We start from the raw sequence: 18283 nt of genomic DNA, 5'->3' as shown, positions 1-18283 counted from the left end.
GCATTAAATGATGATCTTCGGCCAAAATTTTGATTCGCAACAGGGATATAATGAGGTTGCTGAGCACTTGACTCAGGTATTCGAACAAGTATTGGGGCTGGAACAAGAGGAGCTTCTAGAGCAGCCTTCTTTAAAAGAACTGGGGATTTCCTCGATGAATTTAGTTGAGTTATTAGAAGCAATAAATACGCGGTTTGAGCTGACCTTACCGACTAGTATTCTGATGGAATGTCATGACATGCATGCACTTACTCAGCTAATTCTATCCCAAGTAGTCGAAAAAGCTCAAAATACTAAGACCGAACGAAACCCATTATTAGAGCATGACTTTCAAACCATTCTCCCTGAGCAGTCTGATATGTCTGGAGAAGAAATTGCAGTTGTGGGATTATCATGCCGTAGCGCAGGAGCTTCAGGTCAAGAAGAGTTTTGGAATCTTATTGCGGAGGGAAGAGATTGTACCAGACCTTTGGAAAATCCAGCATGGGTAGACTTTCTAAAGTCTAACTCTTCCTCGTATGTTCCTATTCGCTATGGAGCTATGGACGATATAGATTTATTTGATTCCCTGTTTTTTAGTATTTCTCCTAAAGAAGCAGAGGCGATGGATCCTGCTCAACGGATAGTGCTTGAAGAATGTTACAGAGCCCTTGAAGATGCAGGTTACGTACCCCGAGGACAAAAGGTAGGAACCTTCATGGGAACTATGGGCTATGCAGCTGCACAAGATTATTCCCATCTAGCCATGCTGGGTACGGATACCAGCATTTTAGCCGCACGTATTGCATATTATTTAAATCTTAAAGGACCAGCACTTGCTATAAATACGGCTTGTTCATCTTCTCTTGTTGCTATTGATATGGCTTGTGAGAAACTTAGATCTAGCGAAATTGATATGGCTATAGCGGGTGGAATTACTATATATACTCATCCAGGGGCATTTCTGTTTATGAATAATGCAAGTATGTTATCCCCAACAGGAGAATGTCGTCCATTTGATGAAGCGGCGAATGGCATAGTAGTTGGAGATGGCGTAGGTATTGTGATCCTCAAAAGACTTTCGGATGCAGTAAAAGATGGGGACCATATATATGGAGTCTTAAGAGGAAGTGGAATGAACCAAGATGGACAGACCTCAGGTATTACCGTACCAAGCTTTATGGCTCAGAGCCAGTTACAGACTTCAATCTATGAACGGTTTGACATTGATGTTGAAGATATTCAATATATTGAAGCTCACGGTACAGCTACAAAGTTAGGGGACCCTGTTGAGGTGCATGCCCTTACGCACACATTTCGTTCATCCACTGCAAAAACAAAGTATTGTGGACTGGGCTCCATCAAAGCGAATATTGGTCATACCACTGCAGCTGCGGGAGTCCTTAGTCTAATTAAGGTTCTTCTAAGTATGAAGCATCAGATGATGCCGCCTTCTATTCATTTTGATACAGCAAACGAACATATGAAACTAGATGAAAGTCCATTTTTTGTGAATACAACACTGAATCACTGGCCGTACAATGGGAAAGGAACCCGACTTGCTGCAGTGAGTTCATTTGGGTTCAGCGGAACGAATGCACACCTTGTAGTAGAGGAATTTGTCGGAGCTAGATCGCCCTTAACTCAGCCTGATAGTTCGCCTATTCATGGTCTATTCCTACTCTCCGCCGCTAGTCAAACTGGCTTAATATCCTATGCCAAATCTATTTTGAATTATGTGCTTAGTCATCCAGAAGTTGATTTCAATGAAGTTCTGTATACCTATCAGACAGCTCGAGAACTCTTTCCTTATCGAATAGCAGTTATAGTTGAAAATAAAGAGCAGTGGATTCAAGATCTTACGTTGTACCTGAACGGGAAGATTCGTTCATCACATACAGTAATCGAAGGAGATAGAAGGGATAAGAAGCATTCGATTAATAAGACGGATGAAGAAAATACTCACGTTGCAGAATTGTTAGACAGAAAGGACTACATGACAATCGCTGAGCTGTGGACAGGGGGAAATGAAATACCTTGGAAAGATGTTTATAAAAAAGGGACGTATCATCGGCTATCAGCACTACCCACCCATCCCTTTATTAAAGAAAGGTTTGCTCTACCAAAGATTACATCTAATCCTAGCCCAATAAAGCATATACATCCTTTATTGCATGATAATATCTCTACATGGTCTCAGATGCGGTTTGTATCCATTTTCACAGGGGAAGAATCATTTTTAAAAGATCATCAAGTGCTGGGGGAGAAAGTTTTACCTGGTTCAGCTTTTCTTGAAATGGCCATTGCAGCCGTGAAGCATTCCATGGAACCAGATGGTCTAATGGAAGCGATGCGAATGGAACATGTAAGATGGACACGTCCTGTCGTGGTAGGCCACAACTCGGTAGAGATTCGCACCTATCTGACAGCGACTGGGAAAGAGATCAAATTTGAGATGTGTAGTGGAGCTACCGATCAGATGATACACGCTCAAGGTCATATTATATTACAGCCTGCGCTTTCACCTCGACATTTAAATATTAACGATATTAAAATGCAGTGTCAGAAGGGATACCTCTCTTCAGACGAATGTTATCGATATTTTGAGGACATGAATATTGAGTATGGGGCATCGCATCGGGGTCTCCGCGAAATTTATGTTGGAGATCAGCAAGTACTAGCCTATGTGGAGTTGCCAGAATCCTTGTGGAATCAAGGGGAAGGGATAACACTGCACCCGGGTCTCATCGACTCGGCTTTGCAGGCATCTATAGGATTACTTCAGTCCGGGCCATCTTTGCGAACGCTCGTGCCGTTTGCTATTGATAGTATCAATATTATTGGAGAAGGATCCCCCTCGATATGGGCATGGATCCAGCCCGTTGCATCAGAAGGGGAGCATGTTGCTCTTGATATTGATCTTTGTGATTCTACGGGATCGGTATGGTTGCAATTCCGAGGTTTTGCTGTACGAGAGATAAGCCATAATGTAAGCAAGATAAGCTTTCACGAAGATGCTTTCACTCCAGCGCCAAGACCAGTCACACGGTTGTTGGAACCGATCTGGAATTTTGATGAAGCACTAAGCGCAAAGGAAGGAAATATGCCTTCCCCTTCACCCTCATGGGATGTACATCTGGTTATACTATGCGAGATGGATATTACATCTGCGGAATGTAAGCCATTGTGTGAGGCACATGATGAACTAAGTGCAACGGTTTGGCTTGAACTAAGTTCTACCAAGATCCACCTCAATGAACGTTATGAAGAATATGCCCTGACCTTGTTAGACAAAATTCAGCGCATCATTGAAGACACATCCACAACTTCAGCCTGTATTCAACTGGTTCTCCCACATGCCAAGGAGCAGCATGTATTTTCCGGTCTAGTAGGTTTATTGCAGACTGCTTCACTTGAGCATCCCAAAATCAGCTGGCAGTGTATTGAGCTGAATCATCGCGCGTCTGCGAATACGATCGCCTTGATATTGAGGGAGAATGTATATTTACCGAGATATACCCATATCCGCTATCAGGATGGAAAGCCATATCGTGTGGAATGGAGAGAAATTCAAGAATTTGAAGCCATTGATCTAACCGCGAACGGTTCTCTGTGGAAAGACCAAGGGGTATACTTAATTACAGGTGGGTTAGGTGGTCTAGGAAAATTACTTGCTTTGCATGCTGCGCAATCTACTTCTACGGTTATTTTAATCTTAAGCGGACGCTCCTCTTTAGACGATCAAGATACTGAATTTCTCCATTCACTCCAAGCCTTGGGAGCTAAAGTGGACTATCAACAATCAGATATTACAGACCGAGAGTCAACAGCACTGTTAATTCAACATATTGAAGCGAGATGGGGCAATATAGATGGTATTGTTCATACCGCGGGAATTATTCAGGACCAATTTATACTAAAAAAACATCGGGATGCATTTTTGCGAGTGCTTCAACCTAAAGTTACCGGACTACTTCATTTGGATGAGACTACATGTCATCATCAGTTGGAGTTTTTTGTGTTGTTTTCTTCTATTGCAGGGGCAACGGGGAATGTTGGACAGGCAGATTATTCGGTGGCAAATGGATTTATGGATAAGTATGCTCGTTATAGAAATGAACTAGTATTAGAAGGGAAGCGCAAAGGTCACTGCATATCCATCAATTGGCCTCTATGGGAAGAAGGGGGTATGCGCATTACGACGTCCCAACAAGATACACTTAAAGAGAATATGGGGTTTGTTCCACTACGTACCGATGAGGCCATGTCATTGCTCATCCGCAGTGTCCAATCCGGGAGAGATCAACTTATGATTGTTCATGGCGATCCTAATTTCAGTGAACAGATGCTAGTACGCACCGATGCTGATCACTATAAAAGTCCCTCAATAATTCTTATTTTAAAACAGGGTGTCTCCAAAATTGCTGGAATTCCTGTGGATCGTATTGATACAGATACCCATTGGTCCGAGTATGGACTGGATGTTGTACACCTGAATGCATTTGCTGAACATATAGGGCATACGTTGGACATCCCTCTATCTGTCGCAAATGTGATGGAGTATTCTACGCTAAATCAATTAGCTGATTTGATAACAACGAATATACCTTTGGATAATCGATCCTTACAGACGGAAGATTCCTCTATACAAGCACAAGATTTATCCTTACAAGCACATGATTTTTCTGTACAAGAAAAAGATACCTCGACACAAGAACAAGCTGTTTTGTATTTCAAAAAAATATTGTCCACAGCCATACAATTGCCGGCACATCGTATAGATGCAGAGGCTCCGCTTGAGAAATATGGCATTGATTCCATTATGGCCATGAGCATGACGGATGAGTTAGAGAAAGAATTTGGAGGGTTATCTAAAACACTCTTTTTCGAATATCGCACTATTCGGGAATTAACGGAGTATTTCTTAGCTTCGCATAGCAAGCGTTTATTACAAATTTTAGGTCCTCTTGTTCCTGAGAATGTAACGCAAAATAAGCTTTACCACTCTATTCCACAGCTGAATACAGAATTAACGCATGATAACCCTGTGCCTAAACTTGTGCCTGTGACTGATCGGAGTGTGCCATCAACCTCGTTAGATATAGCTATCATTGGCGTAGCTGGACGATACCCAGGTGCAAACAATATACGAGAATTCTGGGAAAATTTACGACAAGGAATAGATAGCATTACAGAAATTCCAGCAGAACGATGGGATTATAGTCTTTACTTTGATGAAGATCGTAATAAACTTGGCACTACCTACAGCAAGTGGGGAGGCTTTATAGACGGTGTAGATGAGTTTGATCCTCTATTTTTTGGCATTTCTCCTTTAGAAGCAGAGGTCATGGATCCTCAAGAACGATTATTCTTACAGTGCGTCTATGCAACATTAGAAGATGCCGGATATACTAGGGAATCGATTGGATGGAACCGTCGTTCAGGCAAAAGGAATGCTATAGGGGTATATGCAGGAGTTATGTATGAAGAATATCAATTGTATGGTGCACAAGAGCAAATACAGGGCAGACCTATTGCTTTCTCGGGAAGTCCCTCCTCCATTGCAAACCGGGTATCGTATTGGTTCGATTTCAAGGGTCCTAGTATGGCCATTGATACGATGTGTTCTTCTTCATTAACTGCTATACATCTAGCTTGTCACAGTATTATACGAGGAGAATGCAGCCTTGCGATTGCGGGTGGAGTCAATGTATCTATTCACCCTAATAAATATCTTATGCTGGCTCAAGGGAAATTCATCTCTAGCAAGGGTCGATGTGAGAGCTTTGGAGAAGGCGGAGATGGGTACGTACCTGGAGAAGGTGTGGGAGCGGTGTTATTAAAATCTTTAGCGGCCGCAGAAGCAGATGGGGATCATATTTATGGAGTTCTTAAGGGAAGTGCTATTAATCATGGGGGGAAGACCAATGGGTACTCCGTTCCTAGTCCACAGGCTCAAGGCGAAATTATCGAACGTGCTTTTGAAGAGGCCGAGATAGATATTAGAACTGTAGGCTATATAGAAGCCCATGGGACAGGTACTTCCTTAGGAGATCCGATTGAGATGAATGGACTGATTCGAGCTTTTAGTAAGCATGCATCGGATACTCAGTTCTGTGCTATTGGTTCAGCCAAATCCAATATTGGACACTGCGAGAGTGCAGCAGGCATCGCCGGGCTTACCAAAGTTATTCTCCAGCTAAAGCATCGACAAATTGCGCCCTCATTGCATTCGTCAGTATTAAATCCACATATTGATTTCAAGTCTAGTCCATTTCAAGTCCAGCAGGAACTGACAGAATGGAGACGACCGCGAATGGCAGAAAAGAATGGGAGAGAGGAATACCCTTGCCGAGCGGGTATTTCATCATTTGGTGCGGGTGGATCGAACGCTCATCTTGTTATGGAGGAATATATTCCGAAGCATTCTACTTATGAAAAGGAGACTAGTATTCCGCTTCTTTTACTATTATCTGCAAAAAATAAAGAGCGTCTTCGAGAAAAAGTGAAGGATCTCCTTTCTATTATTAGAGATGAATTGTTAACGGATAGCTCCATTCATTCGATGATCTATACATTACAGGTAGGAAGGGAATTCATGGAGGAGCGCCTAGCCATGAAGGTTCGAACGATCGAAGAGGTAGTATCCAAATTAAATGCCTATCTCCAAGATGAGGACATAGAGGGAGTCTATCAGGGACAGTGTTCACGCCAAAGCGGGACGTTGGCCTTTTTTGCTGTGGATGAAGATTTGAAGATGGCTATGGATACGTGGATTATCAAAGGGAAGTATGAAAAGTTATTGGATTTGTGGGTTCAGGGTGTACATGTAGATTGGGTCAAACTGTATAAGGACAATCCACCGAAGAAGATGTCTCTACCCACCTATCCTTTTGCCAAGGATCGATATTGGATACCGACCATACCTGTGTTGAATGGAGAACTGAATAAGGAAAGACCGCTTACAGATACAATCAGGACTGTAGAGTATAGATTACATCCGCTACTGCATGAGAATACTTCGAATTTCTTTGAACAAAGATTCAGTTCCTTATTTCATGGAAATGAGTTTTTTTTATCGGATCATCGGGTGATGAATAAGCCGACTTTGCCTGGAGCTGTGTATCTAGAGATGGCTAGAGCTGCATATCTGCATAGTTGTGATAGAGCGGAAAATGAAGATGTGATAATGATACTTCAGAATGTGTCATGGACCCGTCCCTTCATTCATGATGAGATTTCTGCACAGATTCATATCGGACTTCAACCCGAAGCGGAAGATAAAGTAAGCTTTCATATCTATTCGGATTCGTCATTACCAGCCGGAGAATTATTTGAATATAGTCAAGGTAGTATTCAGATAGCTCAGAAAGAAGTTTCAAGCCCTTGGGATTTAATACAAATCCGTGCCGACTGTAGGGGCCGAGAACTGCATGGGGCGGAATGTTATGAAATCTTTAATACCTTAGGGATTAATTATGGAGATACTCATCGGGGACTTCAGAAGATGTATGTAGGAGCAGGACAAGTGCTGACCCAATTGCAACTACCTGCTAGTATTAGGCACACTCAGGATCAGTTCCTATTACACCCCAGTCTGTTAGACGCAGCTTTTCAATCCTGTATAGGAATGATGTGGCAGGAAGAAGGGGTTGTGGAACCTACCCAATCAATCTCTGGGGCCACGCTCAGAATTCCATTTTCTATGAAGGAGTTGAAGGTATTTGGTTCCCTTCCAAGCGATGTGTGGGCATATATTCGTTGGAGTAAGGAGAGCGGATCACAGGATAGAGTGCAAAAAATGGATATTGATCTCTGTGATGCAGAAGGAAGAGTCAAGATACAAATCAAGGAATTCTCAACGCGAATCTTAGATGAAGACTTGTTCAGCATCGAAGAGCCTATCCCTGAGTTACAGGGATTACGATCATTTTCACCAATCTGGGATGTCAGCTCTATTCCCTATGGCGCGATAGCTCCAACAGCAAACCAACCTGTACTCATCATAGGCGAAGATACTCGGAGCGTTGAAGCTTTACGAGTGGAGCTACCTAGGGCGAAGTTGTTGCAATTTCAGGCGGAACATACGATGGATGATATGGTTCGTGAATTGAGGTTATATGAGAGGGTGGAACATATCTTTTGGATAGCCCCTGCCGCTGATTCTCATGAAAACAAAGGAATGATTCAAGGACAACAACAGGGTGTTATGCAATTATTTAATTTGGTCAAAGCTTTGTTCATTTTGGATTATGGCAAGGCCAAATTAGGATGGACTATCGTAACAGAGCAGACTCAAGCTGTACATGATGCTGAACAGATACAGCCGGATCATGCTAGTGTACATGGATTCGTAGGCTCGCTTGCAAAAGAATATCCTCATTGGTCTATTCGAATGGTCGATGTAGAGGCGGGTCAATCTTGGCCAATCTCGGATATACTCTCGATACCTCCAGATGCTCAAGGCAATGCCTGGGTATACCGTCAACATGAATGGTTCCGACAACAACTTCTACCTATTCAGCGAACGAAAGAGCTCCCGGACAGCAATGTCTATAGAAAAGGGGGGGTGTATGTAGTTATTGGTGGTGCTGGTGGAATTGGTGGGGTATGGAGTGAATATATGATTCGCACTTATCAAGCTCAGATTATATGGATTGGAAGGCGATCTCTTAGTGTAGACATTCAGCAAAAAGTAGATCGTTTGTCTACCATCGGCCCTGCTCCATTGTATATTTCAGCAGATGCTACAGATACATCTTCACTAGGGGATGCCTACCATGAGATACAAAAACGTTTTGGAACAATCCATGGTGTGGTACATTCGGCCATCGTTCTATTGGATCAGAGTCTAGCTAATATGGATATGGATCGTTTTTCAAAGGCACTTGCGGCAAAGGTGGACATTAGTGTCCAGATGAACCAGGTTTTCGGACAAGAGAAATTGGATTTTGTTCTATTCTTTTCTTCGATGAATGCCTTTATGAAAGCAGCAGGACAGAGTAATTACGCTGCGGGCTGCACCTTCGCAGATGCCTATGCTCAACACTTGTCCTTACAAGTACCTTATCCAGTGAAAGTTATGAATTGGGGGTATTGGGGATCTGTAGGGGTAGTTGCTTCCAAGACGAATCAAGAACGCATGTCTACCATGGGGTATGCATCGATTGAACCAGACGAAGCGATGGAAGCTTTAAATGTACTAATGAATAGTCCGCTTGGGCAGATGGCATTAATTAAAACCGAGCGTTCTTTGTCTATAGGGGGTGTTGAAGAGCAAGAACAGATTCATCTATATTCATCTCCTTCAAGAAGAACCAAATCACTTCTCTCACAGGTCGATCAACAATTATCTGAATCCAAAATTACGTTGGAGGGCCTAGATGAAGCAGGAGAAACAACTCAGAAAGAGATGGAAGAACTACTGGCTGCCATGCTGTGGAATCAGTTGAGAATATTCCGTGAGAATACGAAGGGGGCTGAATTTTATACTGAGAAATATTCACCATGGCTACAAGCAAGCTCTGAATTGCTTAACGAGTACACAGCCAGTACTGGATTAGATTTTGCTGCGTTCGAGCAGAGTACAGCTTCGATGAATAGGTTGTGGGATCAATGGAATGCTCACAAAGTAGCATGGCTTCATAGAGGGAGTATCTCGGCTCAAATTAAGTTAGTTGAGACGACATTGCAGGCATTGCCTGAAATTTTAGGAGGTCAGCGCCTTGCGACAGACGTAATTTTCCCCAAGGGCTCTATGGACCTTGTAGAACAGGTGTACAAAAATAATGTTGTGGCAGATGCATTCAATCACAAGATTAGCGATGCAGTATTAGCTTACGTTCGTATGAGAATTGAGCGTGAACCTCAGGCTCAAATACGAATTTTAGAAGTTGGAGCGGGTACCGGTGGAACAACGACAGCTATTCTCCAGAAGCTTGAACCCTATATGGATAATATTAAAGAATATAATTATACGGATATTTCCAAAGCTTTTTTACTGCATGCGGAACAACAGTTCGGACAAAAGTATCCTTACCTGTCTTTTAACTTGTTCAATGTTGAATCTGCTGTATATCCGCAAGATATTCACGCTGGGGAATATGATATCGCTATTGCGGCCAATGTATTACATGCTACGCCCAACATGCGTAAGACAATTAGAAATGTAAAAGCTATGCTGAAAATGAATGGCGTGCTTCTACTAAATGAACTTCATGGACAGTCGTTCTTCACTCATCTTACCTTCGGATTATTAGAGGGTTGGTGGAAGTATGAAGATCCGAAGAACCGTCTAACCGGTTCTCCGGGTTTAAGTGTGCATACATGGAATCGTTTACTTGCTCAGGAAGGTTTTGATTCCATTTCATTTCCAGCATCCGACATGCATAAGTGGGGGCAACAAATTGTCATGGCTCAGAGTAATGGCAGGGTGCGTCAGCAAAAAGAGAGCAAGCTTAATCCTACTAGGCAAAAGATTGTAACATCTATTCCTAACCTCCCTTCTAAATCAAGTTCTACTCTTGTGGAGGGAGTACATCAAAAAAGCAGTTCAAATGAAAAGGAGTCGCTGCGAACAAAAAGCATGCATTTATTATTAAAAATTATTGCAGATACGTTAAAAATTCCTACTCAGCAATTAGATCCAGCAGAGCCTTTGGAGACCTACGGAATGGATTCCATCATCGTTGTTCAACTAACGAATGCATTACATCCCTATTTTGCGAATGTGAGCAGTACTCTGTTTTTCGAATATCAGACAATCGATGAACTTACAGATCATTTCCTAGATACTCGCAGAGAAGAGCTTATAGCAATACTGGGTTACCGCCCATATCAAGATATAGAGAAGGCTTTAGAAGAGACGGCTTTAGATGAGACTCCGTATGTGCAGCCCGTACACCCCCTTGAATTAGAGGATGGGTATAGGCTTCAGCCCGGGCAGATAACAGGAAGAAAATTTCTTTCCCCGCAAAGAGGAATGAATATAGCGGCGCTGGCAGCTGGACAGACTGGCTTACCTTCAATCAAGAAGGACATCGCAATCATTGGATTAGCTGGAAAATATCCAGGAATTGATGATACCTATGCATTATGGGAAGTGCTTAAATCTGGGCGGAATCAAATTACAGAGATCCCACAAGTGCGTTGGGACAATACACATTATTTTGATGAAATAAAAGGTAAGCGTGGTGCTATATATACAAAATGGGGCGGATTTATTGAAGACTATGATTGTTTTGATCCGCTGTTCTTTGGCATATCTCCGAAAGAAGCCAAGCAAATGGATCCTCAAGAACGCAAATTTTTAGAAATTGCCTATGCTTGTATTGAAGACGCGGGGTACACGCCTTCTACTTTATCCGGCAGTGGACAAGTTGGTGTATTCGTAGGTGCTATGAATGGGAATTATCCAACCGGACCTGCCTATTGGTCTATTGCTAACCGTGTATCTTATCTATTTAATTTCCATGGTCCTAGTCTAGCTGTAGATACCGCATGTTCGTCATCATTAACGGCAATTCACTTGGCTATGGAGAGCTTAATCAGTGGAAGTATAGATTGCGCTATTGCGGGTGGCGTCAATCTTATTACTGATCCTAAGCATTACTTGAAATTATCAGCTATGAGCATGTTGTCTTCTGGAAATCAATGTAGATCCTTTGGCGAAGGAGCTGACGGATTTGTTGATGCAGAGGGAGTTGGAGCTGTTATTCTCAAACCTTTAGAACGTGCTATAGCTGACGGGGATACCGTGTACGGCGTATTAAAAGGAAGTATGTTAAATGCTGGTGGGAAAACAAACGGATACACCGTACCTAATCCTCAGCTCCAATCCCAACTCATCTTAGGTGCATTGAAAAAGGCAGATGTGCATGCAAGGACGGTAAGTTATATTGAGGCACATGGTACGGGTACATCGCTTGGTGACCCTATCGAAATTGCCGGATTATCCATGGCCTTTGCTCAGGATACAGATCATCAACAATTCTGTTCAATTGGCTCAATCAAGTCTAATCTTGGACATGGTGAAAGTGCCGCAGGCATTGCTGGACTGACGAAAATTCTTCTTCAACTTCGTCATAGACAATTAGTTCCTACGATACATGCTGAGGTGACCAATCCGAACATCGATTTCTTAAATTCACCCTTTGTCATTCAGCGAGAATTACAGGATTGGAAGAGACCTATTGTCGATATTGATGGACAACATCAAGAGTATCCTCGAAGAGCAGGATTATCCTCATTTGGCGCAGGTGGAGCCAATGCACATCTGATTATCGAGGAAGGGGATTTCCATCAGGTACACCTTCAGCAGACTGTAAATTCCACGGATGAAGTAGCAATTTTACTCTCCGCGCGGACAGAAGAACAGCTGAACCAGAAGGCTTCAAGTCTATATGTAGCGATCAATGAGGGAAGGTATACGGAGAGCGATTTAAGACGGATAGCCTACACACTGCAAGTAGGTAGAGAGTCCATGGAAGAACGAGTAGCTTGGATTGTGACATCGCTAGTGGACCTTAAAGTCTACCTTCAGCAGTTTGTAGATTATGGTGAACTTGTACAAGGCTCATTTAGAGGGCAAGTGAAGCCCAACAAGGAAGTGATCGCTATGCTTTCAAATGATGACGAAATGCAAGAGACCATAAGCAAATGGATACAACGAAGAAAACTAAACAAACTTTTGAACTTCTGGGTAAAGGGACTACGGCTTGATTGGACAATGCTATATCTAGGAGGAAATCCAGGAAGAATTCCGCTGCCCACTTATCCCTTTGCAAGAGAATCATTCTGGATCTCAGAAGCCGATCATATTCAATTGATGACAGAACCGTTAATGAATGCTCCTATAGCTAAAGAAAGCCAGAGGGTCGAGACTACTTCAGAAGTTCTGAATAAATCTTACAATTCGATTGTGGCCCATGGTGCATTTGACTATGCATCTTATGAAGCACTACTTGATCAGGTCATTCGTGAATCTATTTCCGTAGAATTAGCCGCAGAAGAAATGAAAGCGTTGAGCGTAACGACTGCCGAGGATAGGAGGATGAGAGGGTGAATTTTTTAGAATATGTTCTTTCTGAAGTCAAACATAAGCGTATAAGCAAAGAGGACGCCATGGATGTACTTTACCAATTCCATCATCGTATAGAAGAAAAGGAGGAGACGCAGAAACAGGATTCTTCTGAGGTTGGTCATGTATCTGAATTAAGAGAACATCCGCTGTTGCATCATAACATCAGTGGACTTACAAACCTTGAGTTTTCTTCGAATTTTGCGCAAGACAAGTTATATTGGGGGAATACACAGCAGGATAATAAGGATCATCTTAGTGAGTTTCTCTATCTTGAGATGATTAGAGCTGCCCTTCTTAAGGGCATAGCACATCAAGAACACGATGAGGAAACGATAATCCATCTTTATGAGATCGCATGGGGAATACCAAGTGGACAAAATTCAACATCCATGGATCTGCATACTTATTTAATTGAACAAGGCGAAGAAATTTTATTTGAGATATACAGTAATTCTGCCGAGGATGAAGAACCCTTAGTGCATTGTCAAGGAAGAGCTATGCTACAGCGCAAGTCAAATATCAACTTGAGTTGGAGCCAGCTCTATAGAGAGGGACTTCAAGGTGTAACGCGAATAAAAGTACCCTCTTCTTCAATTAATCCAGTTAAGAATAATGACCAAGCAAATGTCTACTCCTACATTCAGGCTTGGAACATAGGTCTTACTAGCGTGGCACATAGCATCACAGATGTCACAGAAGGGGACCCCCTACCGAGGCTACAATATGTAGATGAATGGGAATGTATAGATAGTTCAATTAGTCCTGTATGGGTATGCGTTAAAGGATATACGAATCATAAAGGTATGCAGCAGTTTGATATGGATTGGTGTGGGGAAAAAGGTGAACTAATCATAAGTATGAGAGGAATTTTATTTCAAAATGATGAGGTACAGGGAAGTGCGCATTCAATCATTCCGGTTCTTAAGCAAGGAACGGGCAATTCTCCTGTATCACAAGTTCAACTCACTCATACCATCGCTACTACTTCCCCAATACAAAGTATGACATTAGAGGAGGTAATGGAAAAACTCATTACTAGTTTTGCATGTGTGCTGGATCTGCATCGAAAGGATGTAGACGTGGAGATTTCCTTTATTCAAGTGGGTCTGGATTCGATCGCAGGTATTGAATGGGTTAGAGATCTTAATCAAATCTTCAGTATAGAGCTTACCTTGGCACAAATTCATGAGAATTCAACAATTCGAGACCTAGCTTTATGGATTGCGGAGCATCTGAGTTCTACTACTGATTCATCTGCGATAGATTCATTGGAGCCTATTAGGTTGCCGGAATATACTTCTGTCTCGCCTATACCATTGGGCTCTGAATTACCACCGAAGAACACGGTATTAAAAAGATGGAATCTAGAAAACAGGTTGTTCCCGTCCGCATGGCCCCAATATCCCGAACTTATTAAGCTACATCAAGGTTCCTTGAAAGGGCGACCCATCTTTTGGATTCATGGAGGCAATGGTTCCGTCCATTCCTATACTTCGATTGCTAGGCATGTGGATCGTCCTATGTATGGCATTCAGCCGAGGGGCTGGATGACTTCTCGCGAACCACTTCAAGGCATTCAAGCTATGGCAGCCTATTATATTCAGATTATTCAATCGGTTCAGCCTCAAGGACCTTATGAGTTAGGGGGATTTTCACTTGGAGGCCGCATCGCTTATGAAATCACACGGCAATTGCAAGAATTGGGTCAGTCGGTGCAGTCCATCGTATTCATAGATTCTTATCTTCAAACCCCCTATCAGAAAGAACAGGAAGATTTGGAGGAGTATAAGAAAATCATTTCACTCCAAGCTGTAAATTCTATCCTCATGGCCTATCCATCTCAAGATGGCCACAGTGTTACGGATAAGCTAATTCATGCAGAACAGATGTATACGAATTCCAAGAATGTAGATTCTTTAGTTTTTTTAGAGCAGCTACTTCTAATCGCTGAAGAACGCGGGATGAATAGCATTCATCCGGACTGGAAAACTCGTGTCCTTCAGAGTATTCGTATACAGGTAGCTTATCAGCTTAGTCAATATCCGATTCTTCCTCTATTATACCCAGATGAGGTGTCCGCCTATTATTTCCGCTGTGAAGGTGAGTCATTTTACGGAGATCTATTGCCTTATTTCACTTGGGGAGAGCGAAAGGAAAGTTCGAGATATTGGGAAGAATGGAAGGCATTGCTTCCTCATTTTGAAGTCATGGATGTGCCTGCTAATAGCCATTATGGCTTATTATCCAGTTCCGCGGCCATGCAGCGTATTACAGAATTTTGTGCTGAATTATATAACTCAAACTCAAAATATGAACAAACGATATTGAAGATAGGAGAGAACATATGAGCAGACATGAATTCAAAGTATTTTCTGAGGGAAAGATTGCAAGCCTAGTTCTTAAGAATAGATTAGTCAGATCGGCAACAGGGGAAAGTAAAATGTCTTCTGATGGAAAAATGGAACCCTCTATTCTCCAAGTCTATCAAGATCTTGCAAAAGGGGGCGTTGGACTAATTGTTACAGGTGCTATGGCAGCTACGCCTACAGCCAAACGAACGGAGGGACAGGCCTGTATTTATGATGACTCCTTCATTCCAGAAATTGCACAGATTGCGGATATTGTTCATCGGACGGACCCGCACTGTAAGGTTATCGCACAGTTGAACCATCCTGGAAGGCAAGTACATCATTATGTATCCGCAGATTGTATTGCTCCATCTGAAGTGGAATCTCCTATTCTCCTCAAGAAAGCAAGGGAGCTTCACCTGGAGGAGATCGAAAGAATTATTCTTTATTTTGCAGATGCTATTGTAAGAGTGCAAAAAGCCGGGTTCGATGGGGTTCAGTTTCATGCTGCGCATGGCTACCTGTTAAGTTCATTTCTTTCTCCATATACGAATAGACGTACAGACCGATATGGCGGCTCCGCCGAGAATCGCGTGAACATTATTCGGGATATTATCAGTAAAGCACGTCAAGAGGTGGGGGATTTCCCTATTCTTATTAAAATGAACGCAGATGATCATGTAAAGGGAGGGATTTGCAAAGAAAACTTACATGAATTACTGTATGAGATGGAAAAAACGGGTGTAGATGCAATAGAGATTAGTGGGGGGATGTGGGATTGTCTGGTTCGAACTGAAGAGGAACTCGGCTTTCCTGTTGTCCCTATACCGGAAGCGCGGACCAAAATTAATAAACCAGAGAAGGAATCCTACTATTATGATTACGTAAAAGAGATAAAACTATCCATTCCTCTCCTATTAGTAGGGGGACATCGTCAAATCGATCGAATGGAAGCTATTTTGCAGGAAGGAAATGTAGATTTTTTATCGCTCTGTCGACCACTTATTTCCGAACCGAATCTACCTAATCGATGGTTACATGGAGAAGGAAAAGAAAAAGCCGATTGCATCTCTTGTAATGCCTGCTTATTAGTATTACACAAGGAATTCTGCTGTCCTTATAAAAAATATGGAAATCTTAAGGATCTTTTTATAGCAACGAATGCTGAGAATTGGCGGGAGATGTTCAAGTAAATGAATACGGAGGTTATCGCTATCCGTACTTCGGGACCATATCTAGTAAATTATTGCTATATTCTTATAGATTTAAAGACGAAGCAGGCCGTAATTATAGATCCGGCGTGGGAGCTTGAACTTATTGAAGGAGTTATAAACAAGCATAAACTTAATCTTACTTTCATAGCTCTCACGCATTCCCACCACGATCATGTGAATCTGGTCGAGCCTTTGGTAGAACATTTTAATGCATCTGTACTCATGTCTCAAGAAGAAATAAATTACTACGGATATCGATGTCGAAATTTAATGGGTCTGCAAGATCGAGAAGAATTTTGGCTCGGTTCAACAAGAGTTCTGGCTATCCATACTCCAGGACATACGGCTGGTAGTATGTGTTTTTGGGCAGAGCAGCATCTGTTCACAGGAGATACTTTGTTCATTGAAGGCTGTGGTTTCTGTCATTTGAAAGGGGGTTCAGCAGAAGAAATGTTCTATAGTATTCAGGAAATTAAAGGGTTGATCTCTCCCCAGACGAAAATATATCCTGGGCACTGTTACGGATCTGAGCCGGGCATTAGTATGGAGGAATTGTCCAAACAAAATATTTATATTCAGTTAGAACAAAAAGAGCACTTTATTTCATTTCGAATGAGGAGTGTATAATGTCTGCATCGGTAGTCTTTATGTTCTCAGGTCAAGGTTCTCAATATTATGGCATGGGATTAGAGCTATTTCGATATCACGCTATGTTTCGCAAAGGGATGGAAGAGTTGGATGAAATCTTTGGAGATCATACAGGGGGTTCAGTCATAGCTTGCCTCTACTCAGAGCAACGGGCAAAGCCGCCGTTTAAAGATTTGCTTTATACTCATGCAGCTATATTTATGGTTGAATATGCTCTAGCTCAGCTTGTAATAGAGGAAGGGATTACGCCGCAGTTTGTGACGGGTTCAAGTATGGGTGAATTTGCTTCTGCAAGTGTTTCTGGAATTATTTCTGTAGAAGATGGCCTAACATCTGTAATAACTCAAGCTCAATCCATTATAGCAACATGTGAAAAGGGAGTCATGATAGCTATTCTTCATACCCCAGAAATCATGCAATCTTGGCCAGTTCTACAGCAATATGCTGAACTCGTTGCCGTCAACTTCTCATCCCATTTCGTGATTTCAGCGTTAGCCAATTCTTTGACTTTCATTGAGGCCGAACTTAAGAAACAGAGAGTAACATACCAACTATTACCTGTATCCTATGCTTTTCATTCTTCATACATTGAACCTGCTGCGACATCATATCTGGATTTTTTGCAATCGGTATCCATTTCAGCTCCTCAAATTCCTTTTATATCGTGTCTTACAGGAGGGCGACTTGCTGCGATACAGTCTAATTATTTCTGGGATATTATAAGAGATCCTATCGATTTTAGAGGAGCGCTGAATAGCCTTCCAGAACATGATGAATATGTCTATGTTGATCTGGGGCCGTCTGGTACATTAGCAACATTTACAAAATATAGTCTACCGGAGCGCTCAGTAAATTCCAGATTTACTTTACTGCCGCCATATGGTGCAAATATAGAACAATTCACTGCTATGATCCGTCAAATAAAAACAAGGTCATAAAATAAAATGATTTGCAGTAAAAAAGGCTGACTCCACTTGTGGAGTCAGCCTTTTTACTTTTGAGTACTAAGATAC

The 18283-nt window shown here is 42.1% G+C and carries 5 protein-coding genes; all 5 read left to right on the top strand.

The genetic code is table 11. The annotated features are described in order from the left end of the window. Nucleotides 1-10: 10 nt before the first annotated feature. Genes J2Z69_RS05795 through J2Z69_RS05775 form a run of 5 tightly spaced genes read left to right on the top strand, consistent with a single transcriptional unit; the run spans nucleotide 11 to nucleotide 18208 of the window. Nucleotides 11-13042, top strand: coding sequence for an SDR family NAD(P)-dependent oxidoreductase (locus tag J2Z69_RS05795; protein ID WP_209859967.1), 13032 nt, complete (start codon nucleotides 11-13; stop codon nucleotides 13040-13042). Beyond that, nucleotides 13039-15408, top strand: a complete 2370-nt coding sequence (locus J2Z69_RS19390) for a thioesterase domain-containing protein (protein WP_209859966.1) — start codon at nucleotides 13039-13041, stop codon at nucleotides 15406-15408. Before J2Z69_RS05795 ends, J2Z69_RS19390 begins: the two co-directional genes overlap by 4 nt. Beyond that, nucleotides 15405-16601 (top strand): NADH:flavin oxidoreductase, encoded by a 1197-nt coding sequence (locus J2Z69_RS05785; protein ID WP_209859965.1) that lies wholly within the window; start codon nucleotides 15405-15407, stop codon nucleotides 16599-16601. Before J2Z69_RS19390 ends, J2Z69_RS05785 begins: the two co-directional genes overlap by 4 nt. Beyond that, complete coding sequence (locus J2Z69_RS05780; protein WP_209859964.1) at nucleotides 16602-17249, top strand: MBL fold metallo-hydrolase; 648 nt, start codon at nucleotides 16602-16604, stop codon at nucleotides 17247-17249. Next, nucleotides 17249-18208 (top strand): acyltransferase domain-containing protein, encoded by a 960-nt coding sequence (locus J2Z69_RS05775; protein WP_209859963.1) that lies wholly within the window; start codon nucleotides 17249-17251, stop codon nucleotides 18206-18208. The genes J2Z69_RS05780 and J2Z69_RS05775 overlap by 1 nt, the downstream gene beginning before the upstream one ends. The last annotated feature ends 75 nt before the right edge of the window (nucleotides 18209-18283 follow it).

This window comes from Paenibacillus shirakamiensis, assembly GCF_017874255.1.
GTDB classification, from domain to species: Bacteria; Bacillota; Bacilli; order Paenibacillales; family Paenibacillaceae; genus Fontibacillus; species Fontibacillus shirakamiensis.
This window is presented reverse-complemented; position numbering and strand designations above follow the sequence as displayed.